Source organism: Caloramator fervidus, from assembly GCF_900108045.1.
GTDB lineage: Bacteria > Bacillota > Clostridia > Clostridiales > Caloramatoraceae > Caloramator > Caloramator fervidus.
Genome location: NZ_FNUK01000006.1, coordinates 43480 through 64088, shown reverse-complemented (window position 1 = coordinate 64088; position 20609 = coordinate 43480). Strand labels below are relative to the sequence as shown.

The 20609-nt window shown below is 30.3% G+C and carries 21 protein-coding genes; 19 read left to right on the top strand and 2 right to left on the bottom strand.

What is annotated here, in order from left to right:
* Positions 1 to 10: 10 nt before the first annotated feature.
* Together C4R78_RS03385 and C4R78_RS03380 are read left to right on the top strand one after the other, a co-directional pair.
* A complete protein-coding gene (locus tag C4R78_RS03385; RefSeq protein ID WP_103895696.1) occupies positions 11 to 4279 on the top strand; it encodes a 2-hydroxyacyl-CoA dehydratase in 4269 nt (1422 codons plus the stop codon).
* Between the two features lie 55 nt (positions 4280 to 4334).
* Positions 4335 to 5033, top strand: a complete 699-nt coding sequence (locus C4R78_RS03380; protein WP_103895695.1) for an NAD-dependent protein deacylase — start codon at positions 4335 to 4337, stop codon at positions 5031 to 5033.
* Here C4R78_RS03380 and C4R78_RS03375 read toward each other — a convergent pair.
* Positions 5030 to 5698 carry a beta/alpha barrel domain-containing protein gene (locus C4R78_RS03375; protein WP_103895694.1) on the bottom strand — a complete coding sequence of 223 codons (669 nt, stop codon included), beginning with the start codon at positions 5696 to 5698 and terminating at the stop codon, positions 5030 to 5032. The genes C4R78_RS03380 and C4R78_RS03375 overlap by 4 nt on opposite strands.
* Before the next feature lie 188 nt (positions 5699 to 5886).
* On the opposite strand from C4R78_RS03375, the gene C4R78_RS03370 reads away from it, so the two are divergent.
* From C4R78_RS03370 to C4R78_RS03295, 16 genes are all read left to right on the top strand, one after another.
* Positions 5887 to 6231 (top strand): ArsR/SmtB family transcription factor, encoded by a 345-nt coding sequence (locus C4R78_RS03370; RefSeq protein WP_103895693.1) that lies wholly within the window; start codon positions 5887 to 5889, stop codon positions 6229 to 6231.
* A gap of 11 nt (positions 6232 to 6242) precedes the next feature.
* Positions 6243 to 6953 (top strand): metallophosphoesterase family protein, encoded by a 711-nt coding sequence (locus C4R78_RS03365; RefSeq protein WP_103895692.1) that lies wholly within the window; start codon positions 6243 to 6245, stop codon positions 6951 to 6953.
* A gap of 16 nt (positions 6954 to 6969) precedes the next feature.
* A complete protein-coding gene (arsB, locus tag C4R78_RS03360; RefSeq protein WP_103895691.1) occupies positions 6970 to 8013 on the top strand; it encodes an ACR3 family arsenite efflux transporter in 1044 nt (347 codons plus the stop codon).
* 524 nt (positions 8014 to 8537) lie between these two features.
* A complete protein-coding gene (locus tag C4R78_RS03355) occupies positions 8538 to 9023 on the top strand; it encodes a permease (RefSeq protein WP_103895690.1) in 486 nt (161 codons plus the stop codon).
* Positions 9020 to 9553: a permease gene (locus C4R78_RS03350; RefSeq protein ID WP_103895689.1), complete on the top strand. Its 534-nt coding sequence runs from the start codon at positions 9020 to 9022 to the stop codon at positions 9551 to 9553. The genes C4R78_RS03355 and C4R78_RS03350 overlap by 4 nt, the downstream gene beginning before the upstream one ends.
* Positions 9554 to 9632: 79 nt before the next feature.
* Positions 9633 to 11015: a dihydrolipoyl dehydrogenase gene (gene lpdA / locus C4R78_RS03345; RefSeq protein WP_103895688.1), complete on the top strand. Its 1383-nt coding sequence runs from the start codon at positions 9633 to 9635 to the stop codon at positions 11013 to 11015.
* A gap of 12 nt (positions 11016 to 11027) precedes the next feature.
* Entirely contained in the window at positions 11028 to 11411 is a 384-nt protein-coding gene (locus tag C4R78_RS03340) for a hypothetical protein (RefSeq protein WP_103895687.1), read from the top strand.
* Positions 11408 to 11701, top strand: coding sequence for a 4Fe-4S dicluster domain-containing protein (locus tag C4R78_RS03335; protein WP_103895686.1), 294 nt, complete (start codon positions 11408 to 11410; stop codon positions 11699 to 11701). The genes C4R78_RS03340 and C4R78_RS03335 overlap by 4 nt, the downstream gene beginning before the upstream one ends.
* Positions 11694 to 12545, top strand: a complete 852-nt coding sequence (gene gcvH, locus C4R78_RS03330) for a glycine cleavage system protein GcvH (RefSeq protein ID WP_103895685.1) — start codon at positions 11694 to 11696, stop codon at positions 12543 to 12545. The genes C4R78_RS03335 and gcvH overlap by 8 nt, the downstream gene beginning before the upstream one ends.
* On the top strand, positions 12538 to 12933 hold the full coding sequence (locus C4R78_RS03325; protein ID WP_242971187.1) for a putative zinc-binding protein: 396 nt from the start codon (positions 12538 to 12540) through the stop codon (positions 12931 to 12933). Before gcvH ends, C4R78_RS03325 begins: the two co-directional genes overlap by 8 nt.
* A complete protein-coding gene (locus C4R78_RS03320; protein ID WP_103895683.1) occupies positions 12934 to 13413 on the top strand; it encodes a putative zinc-binding protein in 480 nt (159 codons plus the stop codon).
* Positions 13414 to 13416: 3 nt separating this feature from the next.
* Positions 13417 to 14412 carry a lipoate--protein ligase gene (gene lplA / locus C4R78_RS03315; RefSeq protein ID WP_423236631.1) on the top strand — a complete coding sequence of 332 codons (996 nt, stop codon included), beginning with the start codon at positions 13417 to 13419 and terminating at the stop codon, positions 14410 to 14412.
* A gap of 162 nt (positions 14413 to 14574) precedes the next feature.
* Positions 14575 to 15735: an MFS transporter gene (locus tag C4R78_RS03310; RefSeq protein ID WP_103895682.1), complete on the top strand. Its 1161-nt coding sequence runs from the start codon at positions 14575 to 14577 to the stop codon at positions 15733 to 15735.
* Positions 15736 to 15808: 73 nt separating this feature from the next.
* The gene (locus tag C4R78_RS03305; protein WP_103895681.1) at positions 15809 to 16105 is read left to right on the top strand and encodes an ArsR/SmtB family transcription factor; all 297 of its coding nucleotides are present in this window, start codon (positions 15809 to 15811) and stop codon (positions 16103 to 16105) included.
* 12 nt (positions 16106 to 16117) lie between these two features.
* Positions 16118 to 16351: a thioredoxin family protein gene (locus tag C4R78_RS03300; RefSeq protein WP_103895680.1), complete on the top strand. Its 234-nt coding sequence runs from the start codon at positions 16118 to 16120 to the stop codon at positions 16349 to 16351.
* A 121-nt stretch (positions 16352 to 16472) separates the two neighbouring features.
* Positions 16473 to 17441: a permease gene (locus C4R78_RS03295; RefSeq protein ID WP_103895679.1), complete on the top strand. Its 969-nt coding sequence runs from the start codon at positions 16473 to 16475 to the stop codon at positions 17439 to 17441.
* Between the two features lie 27 nt (positions 17442 to 17468).
* On the opposite strand, the gene C4R78_RS03290 is transcribed toward C4R78_RS03295, so the two are convergent.
* Entirely contained in the window at positions 17469 to 19097 is a 1629-nt protein-coding gene (locus C4R78_RS03290) for an HD-GYP domain-containing protein (protein ID WP_159945784.1), read from the bottom strand.
* Between the two features lie 135 nt (positions 19098 to 19232).
* On the opposite strand from C4R78_RS03290, the gene C4R78_RS03285 reads away from it, so the two are divergent.
* Positions 19233 to 20606 (top strand): peptide MFS transporter, encoded by a 1374-nt coding sequence (locus tag C4R78_RS03285; protein ID WP_103895677.1) that lies wholly within the window; start codon positions 19233 to 19235, stop codon positions 20604 to 20606.
* Positions 20607 to 20609 lie beyond the last annotated feature (3 nt).

Sequence of the window (20609 nt, the reverse complement as noted above, 5' to 3'; positions counted from 1 at the left end):
GGGAATGATTATGGGACGTGAATATTTAGCAGGAATTGATATAGGTTCAACTACAATTAAAGTTGTAGTATTAGATAGTAATTTACAAATAGTTTTTAAAAGATATAAAAGACATTACGCAGATGTTTTAAATTCATTTAAACAAGTTCTTGAAGAGTTGCTTGAAGTGTTAGAGGATAAGAATATAAAAATAACAGTTACAGGTTCTGCAGGAATTGGATTATCGGAATGGCTTAACTTGCCTTTTGAGCAGGAGGTTATAGCCTCTACAAAGGCGATTGAAACTTTAATTGAAGATGTTCAAGTTGTCATAGAGCTTGGAGGAGAAGATGCAAAGATAACTTATTTTGATAAAAATATAGAGCAAAGGATGAATGGAAGTTGTGCAGGAGGAACAGGAGCTTTTATAGATCAGATGGCAGCTCTTTTAAAGACAGATGCACAAGGATTAAATGAGCTTGCTAAAGGATATAAAATTATATATCCTATAGCATCCCGTTGTGGTGTTTTTGCAAAGACGGATATTCAGGCTTTGATAAATGAAGGGGCTAAAAAGGAGGATATTGCAGCTTCAATTTTCCAAGCAGTTGTAAATCAAACTATTGCAGGGCTTGCAGCAGGAAGAAAAATAAAAGGTAAGGTAGTATTTTTAGGTGGACCTTTGTTTTTCTTAAGTGAACTTAAAAAAAGATTTATTGAAACTTTAAATTTAAAGGAAGATGAGGCAATCTCGCCTTCTGATGCCCATCTTTTTGTTGCAATTGGAGCAGCTCTTCTTTCAAAGGATAAACCATCTTTAAGTTTTAAAAAGCTTTTAGAGAGGGTAAATGAACTTAAAGGTGTTCAAACTAAAGAAGTAAACACATTAAAGCCTTTATTTAAGGATGATGAGGAATATCAGGAATTTAAGGCAAGACATGATAAATATAAAGTTAAAAGAAAACGATTAAAAGATTATAAAGGACCTTGTTATCTTGGAATAGATGCAGGTTCTACAACAACTAAGGCTGTTCTTATAGATGATGAAAATAATCTTTTATATAGCTTTTACTCTAACAACGAAGGCAATCCTCTTCAGTCTGTTATAAAAGTTATAAAGGATATATACAAAAATCTTCCAGAAGGAAGTTTTATAGCAAATTCTTGTATCACAGGATATGGGGAAGGATTAATAAAAACTGCCCTTTCTATAGATGAAGGTGAAGTTGAAACAATAGCTCATTATAAAGCAGCAGAAACATTTTTAAACGGAGTAGATTCTATTTTAGATATAGGCGGACAGGATATGAAGTATATACGAATAAAAAATGGAGTTATAGATAGCATTATTTTAAATGAAGCATGTTCTTCAGGATGTGGATCTTTTTTAGAATCCTTTGCAAAATCTTTAAATATGAGTCTTGAAGAGTTTTCAAAGCAGGCTTTGTTTGCTAAAAATCCTGTAGATTTAGGAACAAGATGTACTGTTTTTATGAATTCAAAAGTAAAACAAGCTCAAAAAGAAGGGGCTACGGTTGGAGATATATCTGCAGGTCTTGCCTTTTCAGTTGTAAAAAATGCGTTAATGAAGGTTATTAAAATTAGAAATATAGATGAATTAGGAGATAAAATCATCCTTCAAGGTGGAACCTTTTATAACGATGCGGTATTAAGGGCCTTTGAATTAATTTCAGGAAAACAAGCTGTAAGACCAGATATAGCAGGTCTTATGGGGGCTTTTGGAGCTGCTATAATTGCAAAAGAAAGAAGCCATGAGGGCAAAAAATCTAGTCTTATAACTTTAGAAGAACTTGAAAATTTTTCTGTTTCTCAATCCTTTACAAGATGTAAATTGTGCAGTAATAATTGTTTGCTTACGGTAACTACCTTTAAAGATGGTAAAAAATTTGTAACTGGAAATAGATGTGAAAAAGGTGCTGGCAATTTTAATTTAAAAAGGGATTTACCTAACTTATATGAGTATAAATACAAAAGGTTGTTTTCCTACAAATCCCTTAGTGAAAATGAAGCAAAAAGAGGAAAAATAGGAATTCCAAGGGTTTTAAATATTTATGAGAATTATCCCTTATGGCATGTATTTTTAACAAATTTAGGTTTTCAAGTTGTATTATCCGATAAAACTACAAAAAAGCTTTATGAATTAGGAATAGAAACAATACCTTCAGATACAGCTTGCTATCCTGCAAAGGTGGTTCATGGACATATTATTAATTTAATAGAAAAGGGTGTAAATGTTATATTTTATCCTGCAGTTGTATATGAAATAAAGGAATTTGAGGATGCAAATAATCATTATAATTGTCCTATAGTAACTTCGTATTCTGAAGTTATAAAAAATAATGTTGATCTTATTAGGGAGAAAGGAATAAAATTTTTAAATCCATTTGTTTCCTTAAACAATTTTGATAGATTGAAAAGGGTTTTGTATAACACCTTTAAAGAATTTAATATATCTATGGATGAAATAGAGAAGGCTTTAAATCAAGCTTTTGTAGAGTTTGAAAATTATAAAAAGGATATAAGAAAAAAAGGAGAAGAAGCTTTAGAGTATGTCAAAAAGGAAGGTATAAGGGCTATTGTTCTTGCAGGAAGACCTTATCATATAGATCCTGAAATAAATCATGGGATACCTAATATAATAACATCTTTTAATGCTGCAGTTTTAACTGAGGATTCTGTTGCTCATCTATCAGGACTAGATGATAAGTTAAGGGTTGTAGATCAGTGGGCTTACCATTCAAGGCTATATAGAGCAGCATATTTTGTATCAAAACAGGAAAACATAGAACTTATAGAATTAAATTCCTTTGGATGCGGCTTAGATGCTATTGTAACGGATCAAGTAAAAGAGATATTAGAAGAGAATGGAAAAATATATACCTCAATTAAAATTGATGAAGGAACCAATGTAGGAGCTATAAAAATAAGAATAAGAAGCTTATTTGCAGCCTTAGAGGATAGAAAGAGAAAAACATTTCAAGCCTTTAGACAAAAAACTGATAAGGTGAATTTAGTATTTACTAAAGATATGAAGAAAAGTTATACGATAATAGCTCCTCAAATGTCTCCTGTTCATTTTGAATTTTTAGAAAGTGCTTTTAGGTTTAGTGGATATAATCTTGAAGTTTTACCGTCTGTTGATAAGAGTGCTATTGATGAGGGATTAAAGTATGTTAATAATGATGCTTGTTATCCTGCTATAGTTGTTATAGGACAGATTATAAATGCTTTAAAATCTGGAAAATATGATTTAAATTCTACGGCGGTTATATTAAGTCAAACAGGAGGAGCATGTAGGGCTACAAATTATATTAGTCTTTTAAAAAAGGCATTAAAGGATGCTAATTTACAGGTACCAATATTGTCTCTTAATGCAAAAGGATTAGAAAAACAACCTGGATTTAATATAACACCTGTTCTTCTTCATAGAGGTTTAATGGCAGTAAGTTATGGAGACCTTTTTAACAGGCTTATTTTGAGAGTAAGGCCCTATGAAAAAATAAGCGGTTCAACTCAAATGCTTTATGATAAATGGAAGGAAAAGGCCATAGATAATATAAAATCATGTAGTTTTAAACAATACAAGGAAAATATATGGAATATTGTAAAGGACTTTGATAATATTGAAATTAATTCTGTGAAAAAGCCAAGGGTTGGAGTTGTTGGAGAAATTTTAGTTAAATATCATCCTACCGCTAATAACGAAATTGTAAAGATTCTTGAAAGGGAAGGAGCAGAGGTAGTTTTACCTGATCTTATGGATTTTCTACTTTACTCAGCTTATGACGAAGAATTTAAGTATAATAATTTAACTGGAGATTTGTTGGCTAAAATAGCTGGCAATATAGCGATAAAGGTAATGGAATATTATAGAAAAGAAATAAGAAAAGCCCTTAAAAATAGTAAAAGATTTAATGCTCCTTCTACTATATTTGAAAAGGCAGAACTTGCAAGTTCTATCTTATCTTTAGGAAATATGGCAGGAGAAGGATGGTTCTTAACAGGAGAGATGGTCGAACTTATAAAAGAAGGGGTTTGTAATATTGTTTGTCTTCAACCCTTTGGATGTTTGCCAAATCATGTAGTTGCAAAAGGAATGATAAAAGAGATAAGAAGAAAATATCCAGAAGCTAATATTATTGCTTTAGATTATGATCCGGGCTTAAGCGAAGTAAATCAAATAAATAGAATAAAAATGATGCTTTCAAATGCTTTTAAGAATTTAAATAATAATATTTGCAGTTTTGAAGATAATATGTTAGCAAAAGGTACCTTTTAGGTACCTTTTGTAATTAAATTTTAATTTTAGGTTATTAATAATAAGGGGTGATACAATGAAGGAAATAGAATTGGCGAGGGCAGCTATAAAAAATGGAAATTACATAGTTTTCTTTGGTGGAGCAGGAACTTCAACGGAGTCTGGAATACCTGATTTTAGGGGAGATAATGGAATTTATAAAAAGACATTTAAGGGATATAGCCCAGAGGAAATACTTCATATAAATTTTGTTTTGAAAAATCCCGATATTTTTTACGAATTTTTAAATGAAAAACTTTGCGTTGATGTAGAGCCTAATGATGGTCATAAAGCTTTGGCAGAACTTGAAAGAAGGGGGAAGTTAAAGGCAGTTATAACTCAAAATATAGATGGGCTTCATCAAAAGGCAGGATCTAAGGAAGTTATAGAACTTCACGGAAATTTAAGAAGTTATTATTGTATGAGGTGTGGAAAAGAAGATAAAAAATTTTTCAAATGTGAATGTAAAGGTATAGTAAGGCCTAAAATAGTTTTATATGGAGAAGTATTAGATCCAGATGACATTTCAAGGGCAGTTGAGCATATAAAAAGGGCAGATGTTTTAATAGTAGCAGGAACTAGTTTAACGGTATATCCTGCAAATTCCCTTTTAGAATATTTTAATGGAAATGATGTTATTTTTATAAATACAAGTCCAACTCAGTATGATTCAATGGCTAATATTATAATTAGAAAGCCCTTTGCAGAGGCTATGAGGGAAATAATAAATTATTAAAAGGTATTTCTATATTTATCCATTATCTTTTCAAAAATTTCTCCAGTTGTTGGAGGAGTATATGTAATAGCGTTTGCTCCTGCCCTTATAGTTTCTCTTATTGTTTCGTCATTTGGGCCTCCTGTTGCTATTATTGGGACATAAGGAAATTGTTCACGTATTTTTCTTACAATTTTAGGGGTATTTGCAGCTCCAGATACGTTGAAAATAGTAGTTCCTGCTTCTATTCTTCCTTTAAAGTCTTCGTTTTCTGAAACTACAGTAACTACGATTGGAATATCAATTTCTTCCCTCATAGCTCTTATAACTTCATTTGGGGTTGGAGCATTTACAACAACTCCTATTGCTCCTTGGAATTCTGCATGTCGGGCAAGTTTTATAACTCTTTTTCCAGTAGTGATTCCACCGCCTACTCCACAAAATACAGGAACTTCGGAAACTTTAAGTATTGCTTCTGATATAACAGGCTGAGGAGTAAAAGGATATACAGCGATAACAGCATCTGCATTTGTATTCCTTATTATTGCAACATCTGTTGAAAATATCAAAGATTTTATCCTTCTTCCAAAAATTATAATTCCACTGGCTTCTCTAATAACTTGAGGTACTTCTATTATGTTGCTCCTTAAAATGCCTTTTATTTCTGGAACAAACTTATCTGGCATGCTTTTCCTCCTTTCGGTATGCTTTTTAATATTTTATAACATTTTTTAAAAATACACAATTAGCTTATTTGTTTTTAAATGTTAAAAATTTATCAAATATATTTACAATAACATTTGAAAATGTTATAATATATGTATGATTATATGAGTATATAATCATATACATTAATTGTAAAAAAGGAGGTATTATGGAGTTAATAAATATATTAAAAGCTTTGTCAGATGAGACAAGGCTTAGAATTTTAAATTTATTAAAATATGGAGAACTTTGCGTATGTGAAATTGAAAAGTTGCTTAATCTTACTCAGTCCAATGCTTCAAGACATTTGATGGTATTAAATAAAAGCGGAATAATAACAAGAACTAAACGACAGCAGTATGTTTATTACAGTTTAAATGAAATAACTATTAAAAAATATTCGATTTTAAAAAGTATATTTGAGGATATGGAAAACGTTCAAACTTTAAAAGAAGAATATCAAAGGCTTTTAAAGTTTAAAGAAGAGGGTAAAGGTTGTCACAATTTAGATTAAGGGGGGTTAAAATGAAAATCGGTGTTATTTCTGATGTTCATAGCAATATTTTAGCTTTGGAAGCGGTTTTTCAAGATATTCAAAAAAGGAAAGTTGACCTTATTGTATGTACAGGGGATTTAGTAGGATATGGTCCTTATCCTAATGAGGTTGTGGAATTTATAAGAAAGAATAATATACTAACGGTAATGGGAAACTATGATGATGCTGTAGGATATGAAAGAATGATTTGTGGATGTGATTATCCAGATCCTAAAGATATGGAAAATGCAGCAATATCTTTAAATTTTACTATCGAAACTTTAAAGGAAGAAAATAAAAAATTTTTAAGGCAGTTACCTTATGAAATGATTTTAAAGTTTGAAGAAAAAAGTATAATGTTTGTTCATGGTAGTCCTCGAAGATTAAATGAATATCTAAAGGAAAATTCAAAGGAAGCCCAAGAGGTTATGGAGGATTTTAAATATGATATATTAGTTTGTGGTCATACTCACATTCCTTATGTAAAAAGATATGGAGAAAAACTTCTTGTAAATTCAGGAAGCATTGGAAAGCCAAAGACAGGAAGTCCTTATGCAAATTATGTTATTCTAAACATAAGTCAAGAGGTTGATGTTGAAATATGTTCTGTAAATTATGATTATGAGGTTGTAGCAAAAGAAATATTAAAAAATGGACTTCCAGAAAAATTTGCTGAAAATATAAGAACTGGAAAAGCATAATTAAGGGGGAGTTTTTATGGCTAAAAAGGGTTTAAGTTTATTCGAAAGATATTTAAGTATATGGGTTGCACTTTGTATTATTGCTGGAGTCTTAATTGGACAGTATATTCCATCTATTCCAAAATTTTTAAGCAGAATGGAATATGCCCATGTATCAATTCCAGTTGCAGTATTAATTTGGCTTATGATTTATCCTATGATGCTTAAAATTGACTTTTCAAGCGTTAAAAAGATAGGGCAAAAACCAAAGGGTCTTATTGTAACTTGGGTTACAAACTGGCTTATAAAACCCTTTACAATGTATTTAATTGCGTATTTCTTTTTAAAAATAGTATTTAAAGCGTATATTCCTGAAAACCTATCGACAGAATACCTTGCAGGTGCAGTATTGCTTGGTGCGGCACCATGCACAGCAATGGTGTTCGTATGGAGCTATTTAACAAACGGAGATCCAGCCTATACGCTTGTTCAAGTTGCAACAAATGACCTTATAATTTTATTTGCATTTACACCAATTGTTGCATTTTTACTTGGAGTTTCTAATGTAAGAGTTCCTTATGATACATTAATACTTTCAACAATATTGTTTGTCGTAATTCCATTGACCTTTGGATACTTTACAAGAAAAAGAGTTATAGAAAGCAAGGGAATAGATTATTTTGAAAACGTATTTTTAAAGAAGTTTGATAATATAACTATAATCGGACTTTTATTGACATTAGTTATTATATTCTCCTTCCAAGGTGAAATAATTGTAAATAATCCATTCCACATACTTTTAATAGCTGTTCCGCTTACAATTCAAACCTTTTTAATATTCTTCATAGCTTATGGCTGGGCAAAGGCTTGGAAGCTCCCACACGATATTGCAGCACCAGCAGCTATGGTTGGAGCAAGTAACTTCTTTGAGCTTGCAGTTGCAGTTGCAATATCTCTATTTGGGCTTAAATCTGGTGCAGCCCTTGCGACGGTTGTAGGTGTTTTAACAGAAGTTCCAATCATGTTAACATTAGTTAGAATTGCTAATGCTACAAGAGGATATTTTGAAGCACATAAATAAATTAAAAAAGTCCCATGCTATGTAAAAAGACTAGCATGGGACTTTTTTTAGCAGCAGCAACCAGTTTGAACTATTGCTGGTTTTCCATCAGATATTGTAATTTCAATGTTTCTTATAAATGGCTTTATACTATTTTCAGCAACAAATTTTATTCCTTCTATTTCCACAACTTCGTCTAAATTGCGTTGTTCATCCAGAACAACATCAAAAACAGGACCAGCTCAACCAAAATCAACAACTTCAAATCTTATTGCAGATTTACCTTCCTTTGCAAGAATATCTTTTATTTGTTGCGCTATTTCCTTAGAAATTTTTATATTCACATTAGTCCCTCCCTTTTATTAGTATTGAAATTATGTATTATATTACTCATTATAATAGATTTTGTCAATAATTTAAAGATGACAAATAATGATTTAATTAAATATTAATTTATTAAAAAGCTAAATTGACAAGCACTTATAAGATAATTTAAACTATAATTAATTAATTAATTAAAAAGTTAAATAAGAGGTGATTAAGATATGTGGAATTTGTTCCTTTATATTTTAACATTTCTTTTATTGATTTTATCTTACTTAAAAGACAAACAAAAGACTCAAAAAGCACTTTTAAAAGCATGGAAATCATTTGAAAACATTCTTCCAGAATTTCTTGGTGTTCTAATGTTAGTTGGTATTTTACTAGCTGTATTAAATCCACAAATCATTTCAAAAATTATTGGAAAGGAATCAGGGATTTTAGGTGTTATTTTAGCAGCAATTGTTGGTTCAATTACATTGATACCTGGTTTTGTTGCATTTCCCACTGCAGCTATGTTATTAAAAAGTGGAGCGGGATATACTCAAATTGCAGCATTTGTTTCAACACTTATGATGGTTGGAGTTGTAACGATGCCTGTTGAAATAAAATATTTTGGGAAGAAGATTACAATTCTAAGAAATCTATTAGCTTTTATATTTTCATTTATAGTTGCATTTATAATTGGAAAGGTGGTAAGTGGAATATGAAAAATTTAATAAAGAGATATAAATTCTTTATAGTAACTGTAATAATAATGAGTATTATATTTTTAATAGATTTTAATGTTGGAAAAAAGGCCTTAAGTATAGTTGGATATAGTTTTAAGGAGATGCTTCTTGTTATACCACCGATATTTGTTTTATTAGGTCTTTTAGATGTATGGGTTCCAAGGGAAACCATGATTAAATATATGGGAGAAGGTTCAGGAATTAAGGGAGTAGCACTTGCAATAATATTAGGTTCAGCTGCAGCAGGACCTTTATATGGAGCTTTCCCAATAGCGGCTGTTTTTATGAAAAAGGGAGTTAAGTTTAGCAATATATTGATTTTCATAGGTGCATGGTCAACCACAAAAATACCAATGTTTTTATTTGAACTTTCATCTTTAGGAACTAAATTTGCAATAACAAGGCTTTTGATAGATATACCAGGCATAATTATAATTGCATATATATTGTTAAGATTTGTTACGAAGGAAGAAATAAATGAATTATATAAAAATGCTGAAAATTTATAAGTTGAATTTGGACATTTATTGATTTATAATATAATTAGTTAAGAAAATAATTAAATTATAAAGTGTAAGGGGGGATAATTTGAAAAAATTAGATTGTGATTATGTTGTTTTAGGTGGTGGACCTGCTGGTTATTATGCAGCAATAACTGGAGCAAAGTTAGGTGCAAAAGTGACATTGATAGAAAAGAGCAATTTAGGTGGAGTCTGCTTAAATCAGGGTTGCATTCCTACAAAGGCACTTTTAAGAACAAGTGGATTAGTAAGAAATTTTAAAAAGAGTCTAGAGTTTGGAATAGAAAGTCAAATTAAAAACACAAACTGGCTAACTTCTGTAGAAAGAAAGAATAGAGTTGTAAAAACTCTTAGAATTGGCCTTGAAAATTTAATATCCTCTAACAAAATTAATTTGGTAAATGGAATAGGAATTCTTAAAAATCAAAATCAACTATACGTCAACGCAGAGGATGAAGAAAAAATAATCAATTTTAATAAGCTTGTCATAGCAACAGGAGCAGTTCCTATAATTCCCCAAATTGAAGGTGTAGATTTGGAAGGGGTATTAACAAGTGATGATATATTAGACCTTACTGAGATCCCTGAAAGTTTAGTTATAATAGGTTCAGGTATAATTGGACTTGAATTTGCGGAGATGTTTTCTCCATTTTGTAATGTAACGGTGCTTGAAATAAAAGATACATTAGATGTTGGAGATTTAGAAATTTCAAATGAACTTTTAAAGATTTTAAAAAGAAAAGGAATAAATTTTAAATTTGGAGTAAATGTTAAAAAAATAACTAAAGAAGGTAGCTTAAGGGTATATTTTGAGGAAAAGTCTAAAGAAAGTTTTTTAACTGCAGACAAAGTATTGCTTGCAGTTGGAAGAAAACCAAATATTACAAGCGATTTTGTTGATGTAGGGTTAGATATTTTAAATAATGCTTTACAAGTTGACGAATCATATAGAACGAATATAGAAAATATATATGCTGCTGGGGATGTTATAGGAGGCAGGCAACTTGCCCACCTTAGTTTTGCAGAAGGAAGAGCTGCGATTTTAAATGCGATGGGAAAAGAAGGTAAGGTAAATTATGAAGCAGTTCCTATATGCATTTATACAAGCCCAGAAGTTGCTATGGTTGGATTAACTGAAAAAGAAGCTATTGAAAAAGGTTATGATGTAAAGATAGGTAAGTTTTATTTTAGAAACAATGGACGTGCACTTACATTGGGTGAAAGGGACGGACTTGTAAAGGTAGTTACGGATAAAAGGAACAATAAAATATTAGGATGCCAAATTTTAGGTGAGGGAGCTTCAGAGTTAATATCAGAGATTACTCTTGCAATAACATTAAAGGCCGATTTGAATACTTTAGCTTCAATGATTCATCCTCATCCTACATTATCAGAGGCTGTTTTTGAAGCGATAAATGATGCATTAGGTTTATCAGTTCATAAAATATAAGGGGGAATTATCATGGGTGAAAGAAATTTACCAGGCTTTATAATGTGTGTTTGTACAGGAAAGTGTCCAGGATTTTCAAAGATGGACATATGGGATTTTATAAATCAAGTCAGAGTTGAACTTCCAGTTGAATATGCCTTTATTCATCCTCAACTTTGTGAAGAGGATGGAGACAGATTCCTTGCTGACTTTTTAAAAGTTCACAGAAAATTAATAATAGGTGCTTGTGCTCCAAACATGCAAAGAAAAATGTTTAAAGATGCCTTTAAGGAAGCTGGGCTTGATATTGAAAAGGATGCAGTTATGCTTGATATAAGGGATATGACAAATGAAAAAGCCTTGGAGGTAGTAAAAAATGCATTAAAGGAGCTTGGATTAGAGGAGGAATTAATATGAGTGAAAACACCTTCATGGGGGTTCCAAGGGAAAAGATAGATTGGTTTCCTATAATTGATTATGATAAGTGTAATTATTGTCTTGAATGTGTTAAGTTCTGTCCACACGATGTGTATGAAGTTAGAGAAAATGAAGAAAAAAAAGTTATAGTAAAAAATCCATATAATTGCGTTGTGTTTTGCAGGGCTTGTGGTAAAACTTGTGGAGTTGATGCGCTTTCATTCCCAGATAAGTCAGAAGTTACTAAAAAAATTAAACAATTAAGAATGGAGATGGAGCAAAATGGATAAGAATTATGTTGTTTTACCTTGTAATGGCCTTGATAAATGTGCAGGTTGCATAACTAGGGAAATTGCCTTAATTTTAAAAGAAAAAATTTCCTGTGAAATAATATGCCCTGTTTTTTATAGGGTTGCAGATGCTAGATATAACAAATTAGCAAATGAAAATCAATTGATAGTAATTGATGGATGTAATACAAGGTGTGCAACAAGGCTTGCTTCTGAAAAGAATCTTAAGGTTTATAAAAAGGTAAACGTAAGTGAAGTGGCACAGAAAAATAATATTACGCTTTCAAAGGAGCTTAAAGTAGGAGAAGATGAAAAGAGGGTTATTGAAATTATAATTAATGAATTGCTGCAGGAAAATCAGAATACATCAAAAGACTTAGAAATAAAATTTCCTGAAACTTTGGATTATGAGATATATAAAAAGGATAAATTTATTTTCAGATTGCCTAAAAATGGATTTTATTTTAATGAAAATGACTGCTGGGTATATGTTGATGGAAATTTAGCAAGAATTGGAGTTACAGATTATGTTCAGCAAAGTCTTTCAGATATAATGTTTTTTAATCCACCAACTGTAGGAAATGAAATTAGTCAATTTGATGAAGTGGGAACTATCGAATCTGGAAAAGCAGTTTTTGAGATTATATCACCAGTTAGTGGAAAAATAGTTAGGATAAACGAGAAACTTTTAGAAAGCCCCGAATATATAAATGAAAATCCTTATGAAAAGGGATGGATCGCTGATATAGAGCTTAGTGATTTTGAATCAGATAAAATGCTTTTATTAACCTTTGATGAATACTTTGAAAAAATGAAAAGAAAGGTGGATGAGTTTCATGTCTAAGGTAGTTGTTATTCCATGTAGTGGGATGGGAAAAGTTTATGGCTTAATAGCACGAGAAGCTGCATTAAAGGTTGTAAGGGAACTTAAAAAGGATGAGGCTGAAACAAAATGTTTAGCTTATCTTGTTACAGGAGATGAAGAAATAAAAAATTACATGCAGGGTAAAAAGTGCATAACAATTGATGGCTGTCCTAAAATGTGTGCGGCAAAAAATGCTAAGGAAGCTGGGGCAGAAGTTATAGAGGAATTGAAATCAATAGAGTTTGCTAAAGAAAAAAGAGCTATGAAACCTGGAACGGCGACAAATTTAAACGAAGAAGGATGGGGAGTTGTGGACTATATAGCTGATAAGATTGTTGAAATAATAGATAAGATGGAGGTGAAATAAATGAAGGAAACAAAGGTTGGGATAGTATCATGTAGTGGTGAAGAATGTCTTGGAGGAACAATATCAAGGCTTGCTACAAGAAAGGTTTTAGAAAAGCTTAGGATGGGTGAAACTGTTACAATATGTCTTCCTTTATTTATTGCAGGTGGTGAAGAAGAAAGACTTTTTGCAAAAGTTTTCCCTACAATAGCTGTTGATGGTTGCTCTAAACTTTGTGCAATGAGGGCAACTGAAAAGTATAGCGGAAAAGTTAATGCTGTTATCAATGTTGCAGAAATACTTGGAGAAGAAATAGCACTTTCAGAATTAGTTTCATTAAAGGAACTACCAGAAAATTATGAGGAAATGGTTGATAAAGTAGCTAATGAAATTTGTAGGAAAATAGATAAAATAATTAGCGATATTTTAACAAAGGAAGCCTTGGAGGAACTAGAATCAGAAGGAAAAAGTAGTGGAGGATGTTGCTGCGGAAGCTGCTAATGGATGGTGATAAATTTGCTTTATATTTATAACAAAAGTTTGAATCCTTATTTTAATTTAGCTCTTGAAGAATATTTCTTAACAAAATCAAAGGATGAATTTTTTATAATATGGAGGAACGATAATTGTATTGTTGTTGGAAAGAATCAAAATACGTTATCTGAAATCAATATTGATTTTGTTAAGAAGAATGATATATCTGTAGTAAGAAGATTAACAGGTGGAGGAGCAGTTTTTCACGATAAAGGCAATATTAACTTTACCTTTATTAAAAATATTAATGATGTTAATATAAGTTTTCAGGAATTTTTAGAACCTATAGTTGAATTTTTAAAAAGTTTAGGGGTTGAGGCTAAGATTTCAGGGCGAAATGACATTGTTGTAGATGAGAAGAAAATTTCAGGTAATGCCCAAACCATTAAAAATGGAAGAATGCTTCACCATGGGACACTCCTTTTTTCGGCAAATTTAAAAAATGTATCGGAAGCTTTAAAAGTCTCGAAAGAAAAATATGAATCAAAGGGAGTTAAATCAGTTGAAAGTAGAGTTACTAATATAAAAAGTTATTTAAAAAATGATATGACTGTTGAAGAGTTTATGGATGAACTTTATAGATATATTAAGAATAATACAGATATAAAAGAGTATATATTAACACAAGAAGATATTAAAAATATCGATGAATTAGTTAGGAATAAATATTCAACTTATGAATGGAATTTCGGTAATTCTCCTAAATTTAATTATAAAAACTCTAAAAAGTTTAATTCGGGCATTGTTGAAGTTTATTTAAAAATAGAAAAAGGGAAAATAGATGAAATTAAAATTTATGGAGATTTTTTTAATGTTGCTGATATTTCAGATATTGAAAATGCCCTAAAGGGATGTAAATATGAAATTGGTGACATAAAAAAAGCGCTTAAAGAATTTGATTTTAATAAATATTTCATAGGAATTAGCCTTGATGAGTTTTGTCAAATTTTTGAGACAATAGATTAATTTTATATTAAACCTAATTGCCCTAAAGTATTTAAAATGAAACTTTAGGGCATTTTATATTATAAAGATTATAAAGTAATTGACAGTTATACCGTGATAGGGTATAATCATTAATGTATTATTATATAAGTAAATTATTAAATAATAAAAGGAGTGGGAAGAATGGAAAAGGATTTTAAAAAAAGTTTAATTTTAATTTTAGGTTTTGCAGGTTTTATTGTAATGGCTGATAATTGGGTTGTTTCACCGATATTACCTGCAATAGCAAAGGACATTAATGTTGATATTGCAAGAGCAGGACTTTTAATTTCATCTTATATGATTCCATTTGGAATATTTCAAATTTTATTTGGACCATTAGCTGATCGATATGGTAAAAAGAATATAATAACATTTTCAATTGTAATGTTTACAATAGCTACAGGACTTTGTGCTTTAGGATCATCATTAACAAATCTTGCTATATTTAGAGCTTTAACTGGAGTTTTTGCAGCCTCTGTAATGCCTATATCCTTAGCATTAATAGGAGATGTGTTTCCAATAGAAGAAAGACAAAGTGCCATAGGTTCATTTATGGGAATATCCTTTTTAGGTCAAGGTATGAGTATGGCAATTGGTGGTGCCATTGCATATTTTATTAATTGGAGACAGGTATTTGTTGTTTATGCTATTTTGTCAGTAATTCCAGCTTTGTTAATTCTTAAAAATTATAAAAATATGCCATCTATAAAAAATCCAGACAGTCAATTTTTAAAACCTTATTTAATGCTATTATCAAATTTTAAAAGCTTAATAACTTATTTTGTTGTTCTATTTGAAGGTATGTTTATAGTTGGTGGATTTTCATATATTGGTTCTTTTATTGCAAAAGAATATAATTATAATAACCTACTAATAGGATTGATTATGACTGCCTTTGGAGTAATGTCTTTAATTGGAGGAAGAATAAGTGGTAATGTAGCTAAAAAAATTGGGATTAGAAAGATATTAGTAATTGGTTTGCTATCAGCAGCATTAGGAGAACTTTTAATTTATAACTTGGGTTATAATTTAATTATATTAATAGTTTCAATTGGACTTATGGGACTAGGTTTTATATTTACACATTCAACTCTTTTAACAAGAGCAACTGAGTTTGCTAAAAAAGAAAGAGGAGCTGCAATGTCCTTAGTTGCTTTCTGCTTTATGGGCGGAGGTGGCGTTGGAACAGCAATTGGTAGTAGGATTGTTCAAAGCATGGGACTAAATAGTATATTCTTGTTCTATGGGGTTATGTTAATTATAACGATGCTAATTGCTTATTTTACTATAAGAGAAATATAATTTTTCTTGAAAAATTTAATTAAGAATTTTATAATTAAATTAATTAATAATACTCATACAAAGGAGGTTAATAATGACAAAAGAGGAACTTATTGTAAAAATGTTTAAGGCACTAGGACACCCTATAAGATATAAGATTGTAAATTATCTTCTTGATGGACCAAAATGTGTATGTGTATTAAACCAAGATATAGAATTTAGTCAATCTAACCTTTCTCAGCATCTTAGAATATTAAAGGATGCAGGAATTGTAAAAGGAGAAAAGGTAGGATTAAATATACATTATAGCCTTTATGATGAAAAAATAAAGGATTTAATAGAAGTTGCTAAACAAATAATTGATAATAAATTTGAAACATTAAAAGATTAAGGAGGGAGATTAATGGTAATAAAAATTTTAGGATCAGGTTGTGCAAATTGCAGAAAGCTTGAAGAAAACACAAAAAAGGCCCTTGAGGAACTTCAAATTCAAGCTGAAGTAGTAAAAGTTGAGGACTTTAAAGAAATCATGAAGTATGGAGTTATGAGAACTCCAGCACTTGTCGTTGATGAAAAAGTAAAATCCTATGGAAAGGTTTTAACAGTAGAAGAAGTAAAGAAGATTTTACAAGGATAAGCATGCAGTTTCTGCATGCTTAAATGTTTTAAATAACAATAAAAAAATTGACATTTGTAAGTTTATCTCTTATAATTATATTAGGATTTTCTAATATAATTATAAATTAGGAGGTTTTAATATGTTTACTTGGGTTCAAAAATTTGCTGATTGGTTGGTTTATGATGTTTTTAAAATAGCTAAAGAAAGTAAACTAGGTAGTGCATTAAATTTCTTTGTTTTCGATACAATAAAAATATTTATATTGCTTCTTATAATTATATACACGATAACATTTATAAGAAGCTTTTTCCCTCCAGAAAAGACAAGAAAAATACTAGCTAAAAAGAAGGGCAATACATTTATAGGACATATTTTAGCAGCAATGCTTGGAATAGTAACTCCATTTTGTTCATGTTCTGCAGTTCCATTGTTTATAGGATTTGTTGAAGCAGGTGTTCCTCTTGGAGTTACGTTTTCATATCTTATAGCAGCACCTATGGTAAATGAAGTAGCTCTTGGGCTTTTATATGGTATGTTTGGTATAAAAATTGCTTTAATTTATGTTTTATCAGGAGAAATAATTGCAATTGTAAGCGGTATTATAATAGGTAAACTAGGGCTTGAAAAATATGTAGAGGATTATGTATATGAAGTAAAGATAGATGCTGAAAATATTGATATTCCTAACCCAACAATTAAAGAAAGATTGTATGATTCATGGATGTTTACAAAGGATTTAATTAAAAAGATTTGGATTTATGTAGTAATAGGTATTGCAATTGGTGGATTTATGCATGGTTGGATACCAACCGGAGCTCTTGCAAAATATGCAGGAAAAGATAATCCATTCGCAGTGTTTGTGGCGGTTGCATTTGGTATTCCTTTATATTCAAATGCAGCTGGAGTTATTCCACTTGTTAGCGAGTTAACAAGAGCAGGAGTTGCAATGGGAACAGCATTATCCTTTATGATGGCAGTTACAGCTCTTTCAGTTCCAGAAATGATACTTTTAAGAAGGGTATTAAAACCAAAACTTCTTGCAATATTTATAACAATTGTGGGAATTGGAATAGTGTTTACAGGTTATCTTTTTAATATGATACTATAATAACCCTAAAAGGTTTTCCTTTTAGGGTTATTTTAATATACGTTTTAAATTTACTTGCTTTCTAAATATTTGTCTGAATATTTCATCTCTAAAGCTTTCTTTTATGCCCGCGTATTCAAATGTATAATGGTTTATTGATTGTATATTTATATTTTTTAAAATTTTACCCGTAAGGGGGATACTTGTTCCATCCTCAAAGTTTACTGTGATTATGTATAATTTTGATTGATCTAAATTTTCACCTTCCTTTAAGGTGAATACTAAGCTATCTCCAGAGATTTTTGTTATAGTTATTTCATATGCTTTTCTTGTTGAGGGATCTATTAATTTACCACTTAAAAGCCATGGTATACTGAAGGTTTTTCCTTCATCAAGGGATTTAAGGTGCTTGATTATGAATTTATTTGTATCTATTATTTCCAATTGAGCTTTATATTCATATAAAGTATTTAACTTTTCAAATATTAAGTTAGCATCATCTATTCTTTCATTTTCAATGTCAGGTATAAGGGATGTTGATAAAAATATTATATTGTTTTTTTCTTTAAAAATATATCCATCAAGATTAATGGATATGTTCTTTGTTTTTATTATAACTTTGGAGGGTAAAAAAACATCATCTAATACAGGACTTAATGAAATTAGCCTTTCGTTTATTATTTCTATTGCAACATCTGTTATATAAGGGTCAAAATTTTTACCTTTACATGCCTTTAATTCTAGAATTGCTTCTTTTAAATCTTTTGGATTTTTGTAACTTTTTTCTGAAATCATTGCATCTAAAGCATCTGCTATTCTTAGAATTCTACCTTCTTTTGTTATCTCATCACCTTTTAATCTTTTAGGAAATCCTTTTCCATCCCATCTTTCGTGGTGCTCATAAATCCACCTTGGAATGCTATCATCATCATTTATTAAAAATTTATCTTTTATTATGTTATATCCTAATTCAACATGTTTTTTCATTATGTTATATTCTTCTTCTGTTAAGTTGCCTTTTTTGTTAAGAATTTTTTCGTCTATAAATATTTTTCCTATGTCATGTAAAAGTGAAGCTAGATATACTTTTGTTAATTCTTCTTCAGAGTAATTCATTTTTTTGGCTATTTGAATTGCCCATGAAGCTACGTTATAGGCATGATTTGACATAAATTGGGATTTGATTTTGAATAATTCATTTATCAATATAGCATCTTCGATTGTTGTTTTATAAAATACTTTTATAGCTTCAATGTTTTTAAGTTCAAGCATGTTTTCCTTTAAAATTTTATTTAATTTTTCTATATCAGGATTATTTATTTTATCTTGAATATTTCCTAAATAAATGCATCCAATTATTTTTTCGTCAAATTTAATCGGTATAAGTGCTTCATATAATACCCCTTTTATAAAGGGTAGGCTTCCTTCTTTGGAATAATTAAAGATTATTTCATTGCTGCTTATGACTTTATTAATTATGTTTCCTTTGCATATATCTAAATTTATAAATTCGGAGTAGTTAAAGTCTTCTTTTAGTTTTTCTTTGCAAATGCTTAATATTCTTATGGCTATTTTATTTCTTATTATGTAAATTATTAAATAATCAATATTGTATTCTTTGATAAATTTTAAAAATTCATTCTTCATATCATTTTTTATCATATTTATATATAACATCATATTCCCCCCCTTTTGTTATATTTTACATCTAGCTTTTTTTAAAAAAAATACTTAACTTAAAAAAAAAAATATGTTAATATATAAGTGTTTGAAAATTAAGATTTTTACAAAATATTCTAAGGAGGTAGCGATATGACACACACCAAAAAACATCCCCCTGGATTTTGGCTTGTATCAATTATTCAGATGTTTGAAAGATTTAGTTACTATGGTATGAGGGGTCTTTTAATGCTTTTTTTAACAACAGAGGCACTAAAAGGTGGACTTGGGCTTGATAAAGCTACTGCTGCAACTATTTATGCAAACTTTACGATGTTTGTTTATTTTGCACCGCTTTTAGGAGGTTATGTAGCGGATAAGTTTTTAGGTAAGAGAAATACCTTCTTTTTAGGTTCTATCTTTATATTCCTTGGAATGTTTGGATTATTTATAGCTAAAACTAAGATGATGGTTTATTTAGCACTTATATTGATTACTTTAGGTAATGGATTTTGGAAACCAAATATAACATCAATCGTTGGAGATTTTTATGATGATGATGACCCAAGAAAAGATGGTGCATATTCAATTTTCTATACTTTTATAAACATTGGTGCATTTATTGCTCCTTTAGTATGTGGAACTTTAGCTGAAAAAACATTTGCAGTAACAAATGGAACAGAAGTTATAAGCTATGGATATAAATATGGATTTTTAGCAGCAGGTATAGGAATGTTAATTGGTTCTTTAATTTATTTAGTATCTTATAAAAAGCTTCTTGGCGAAGTAGGTAAGTTTGGCTATTCAAGAAGTGTTCATAAGGAGGCTGCAGCAACTTCAGAAGTTATAGAAAAAAGACCTCTTACGCCTCAAGAAAAGAAAAGGGTTGCAGCAATTTTTATTTTATCATTATTTGTAATAATATTCTGGGCAGGATTTGAACAAGCTGGTTCAAGCTTAACGTTATATACAAATGAGTATATAAATAGAAATGTAGGTGGATTTGAAATACCAACAAGCTGGTTCCAGTCAATTAACCCCTTCTTATGTATAGTTTTAGGTCCAACATTTGCTTGGTGGTTCTTACAATTATCAAAGAGACCAAAGGGAGATATACCAACCCCTACAAAGATGGGTTATGGATTAATTCTTTTGGGATTAGGTTTTGGACTTATGGTATGTGCTGCACTACAAAGAGGAAATTCACCTGATCCATCAATAAAGGCAAGTGTTATATGGTTGATTGGTGCTTATGTATTGCATACTGTGGGTGAGATGTTCCTATCACCAGTTGGACTTTCAATGGTAAGTAAATTAGCACCTAAACAAATTTCAGCTTTAATGATGGGAGCATGGTTGTTTGCTACAGGTTTTGGTAATTATATTGCAGGAAAGTCAGCAGCTTATGTTGAAACATGGGGAGGTTTACAGGTATTTGGCTTTGTAACAGCTGTATCAGTTGGAGCAGGTATTATACTTTGTCTTATAAGCCCATGGGTTCAAAAACTCATGGTAGTAGAAGAATAAGTT

Excerpts from the sequence above, each read along its gene's own strand:
- C4R78_RS03385 (WP_103895696.1), top strand. The coding sequence starts at position 11 with ATGGGACGTGAATATTTAGCAGGAATTGATATAGGTTCAACTACAATT.
- C4R78_RS03380 (WP_103895695.1), top strand. The coding sequence starts at position 4,335 with ATGAAGGAAATAGAATTGGCGAGGGCAGCTATAAAAAATGGAAATTAC.
- C4R78_RS03375 (WP_103895694.1), bottom strand. The coding sequence starts at position 5,698 with ATGCCAGATAAGTTTGTTCCAGAAATAAAAGGCATTTTAAGGAGCAAC.
- C4R78_RS03370 (WP_103895693.1), top strand. The coding sequence starts at position 5,887 with ATGGAGTTAATAAATATATTAAAAGCTTTGTCAGATGAGACAAGGCTT.
- C4R78_RS03365 (WP_103895692.1), top strand. The coding sequence starts at position 6,243 with ATGAAAATCGGTGTTATTTCTGATGTTCATAGCAATATTTTAGCTTTG.
- arsB (WP_103895691.1), top strand. The coding sequence starts at position 6,970 with ATGGCTAAAAAGGGTTTAAGTTTATTCGAAAGATATTTAAGTATATGG.
- C4R78_RS03355 (WP_103895690.1), top strand. The coding sequence starts at position 8,538 with ATGTGGAATTTGTTCCTTTATATTTTAACATTTCTTTTATTGATTTTA.
- C4R78_RS03350 (WP_103895689.1), top strand. The coding sequence starts at position 9,020 with ATGAAAAATTTAATAAAGAGATATAAATTCTTTATAGTAACTGTAATA.
- C4R78_RS03340 (WP_103895687.1), top strand. The coding sequence starts at position 11,028 with ATGGGTGAAAGAAATTTACCAGGCTTTATAATGTGTGTTTGTACAGGA.
- C4R78_RS03335 (WP_103895686.1), top strand. The coding sequence starts at position 11,408 with ATGAGTGAAAACACCTTCATGGGGGTTCCAAGGGAAAAGATAGATTGG.
- gcvH (WP_103895685.1), top strand. The coding sequence starts at position 11,694 with ATGGATAAGAATTATGTTGTTTTACCTTGTAATGGCCTTGATAAATGT.
- C4R78_RS03325 (WP_242971187.1), top strand. The coding sequence starts at position 12,538 with ATGTCTAAGGTAGTTGTTATTCCATGTAGTGGGATGGGAAAAGTTTAT.
- C4R78_RS03320 (WP_103895683.1), top strand. The coding sequence starts at position 12,934 with ATGAAGGAAACAAAGGTTGGGATAGTATCATGTAGTGGTGAAGAATGT.
- lplA (WP_423236631.1), top strand. The coding sequence starts at position 13,417 with ATGGTGATAAATTTGCTTTATATTTATAACAAAAGTTTGAATCCTTAT.
- C4R78_RS03310 (WP_103895682.1), top strand. The coding sequence starts at position 14,575 with ATGGAAAAGGATTTTAAAAAAAGTTTAATTTTAATTTTAGGTTTTGCA.
- C4R78_RS03305 (WP_103895681.1), top strand. The coding sequence starts at position 15,809 with ATGACAAAAGAGGAACTTATTGTAAAAATGTTTAAGGCACTAGGACAC.
- C4R78_RS03300 (WP_103895680.1), top strand. The coding sequence starts at position 16,118 with ATGGTAATAAAAATTTTAGGATCAGGTTGTGCAAATTGCAGAAAGCTT.
- C4R78_RS03295 (WP_103895679.1), top strand. The coding sequence starts at position 16,473 with ATGTTTACTTGGGTTCAAAAATTTGCTGATTGGTTGGTTTATGATGTT.
- C4R78_RS03290 (WP_159945784.1), bottom strand. The coding sequence starts at position 19,097 with ATGTTATATATAAATATGATAAAAAATGATATGAAGAATGAATTTTTA.
- C4R78_RS03285 (WP_103895677.1), top strand. The coding sequence starts at position 19,233 with ATGACACACACCAAAAAACATCCCCCTGGATTTTGGCTTGTATCAATT.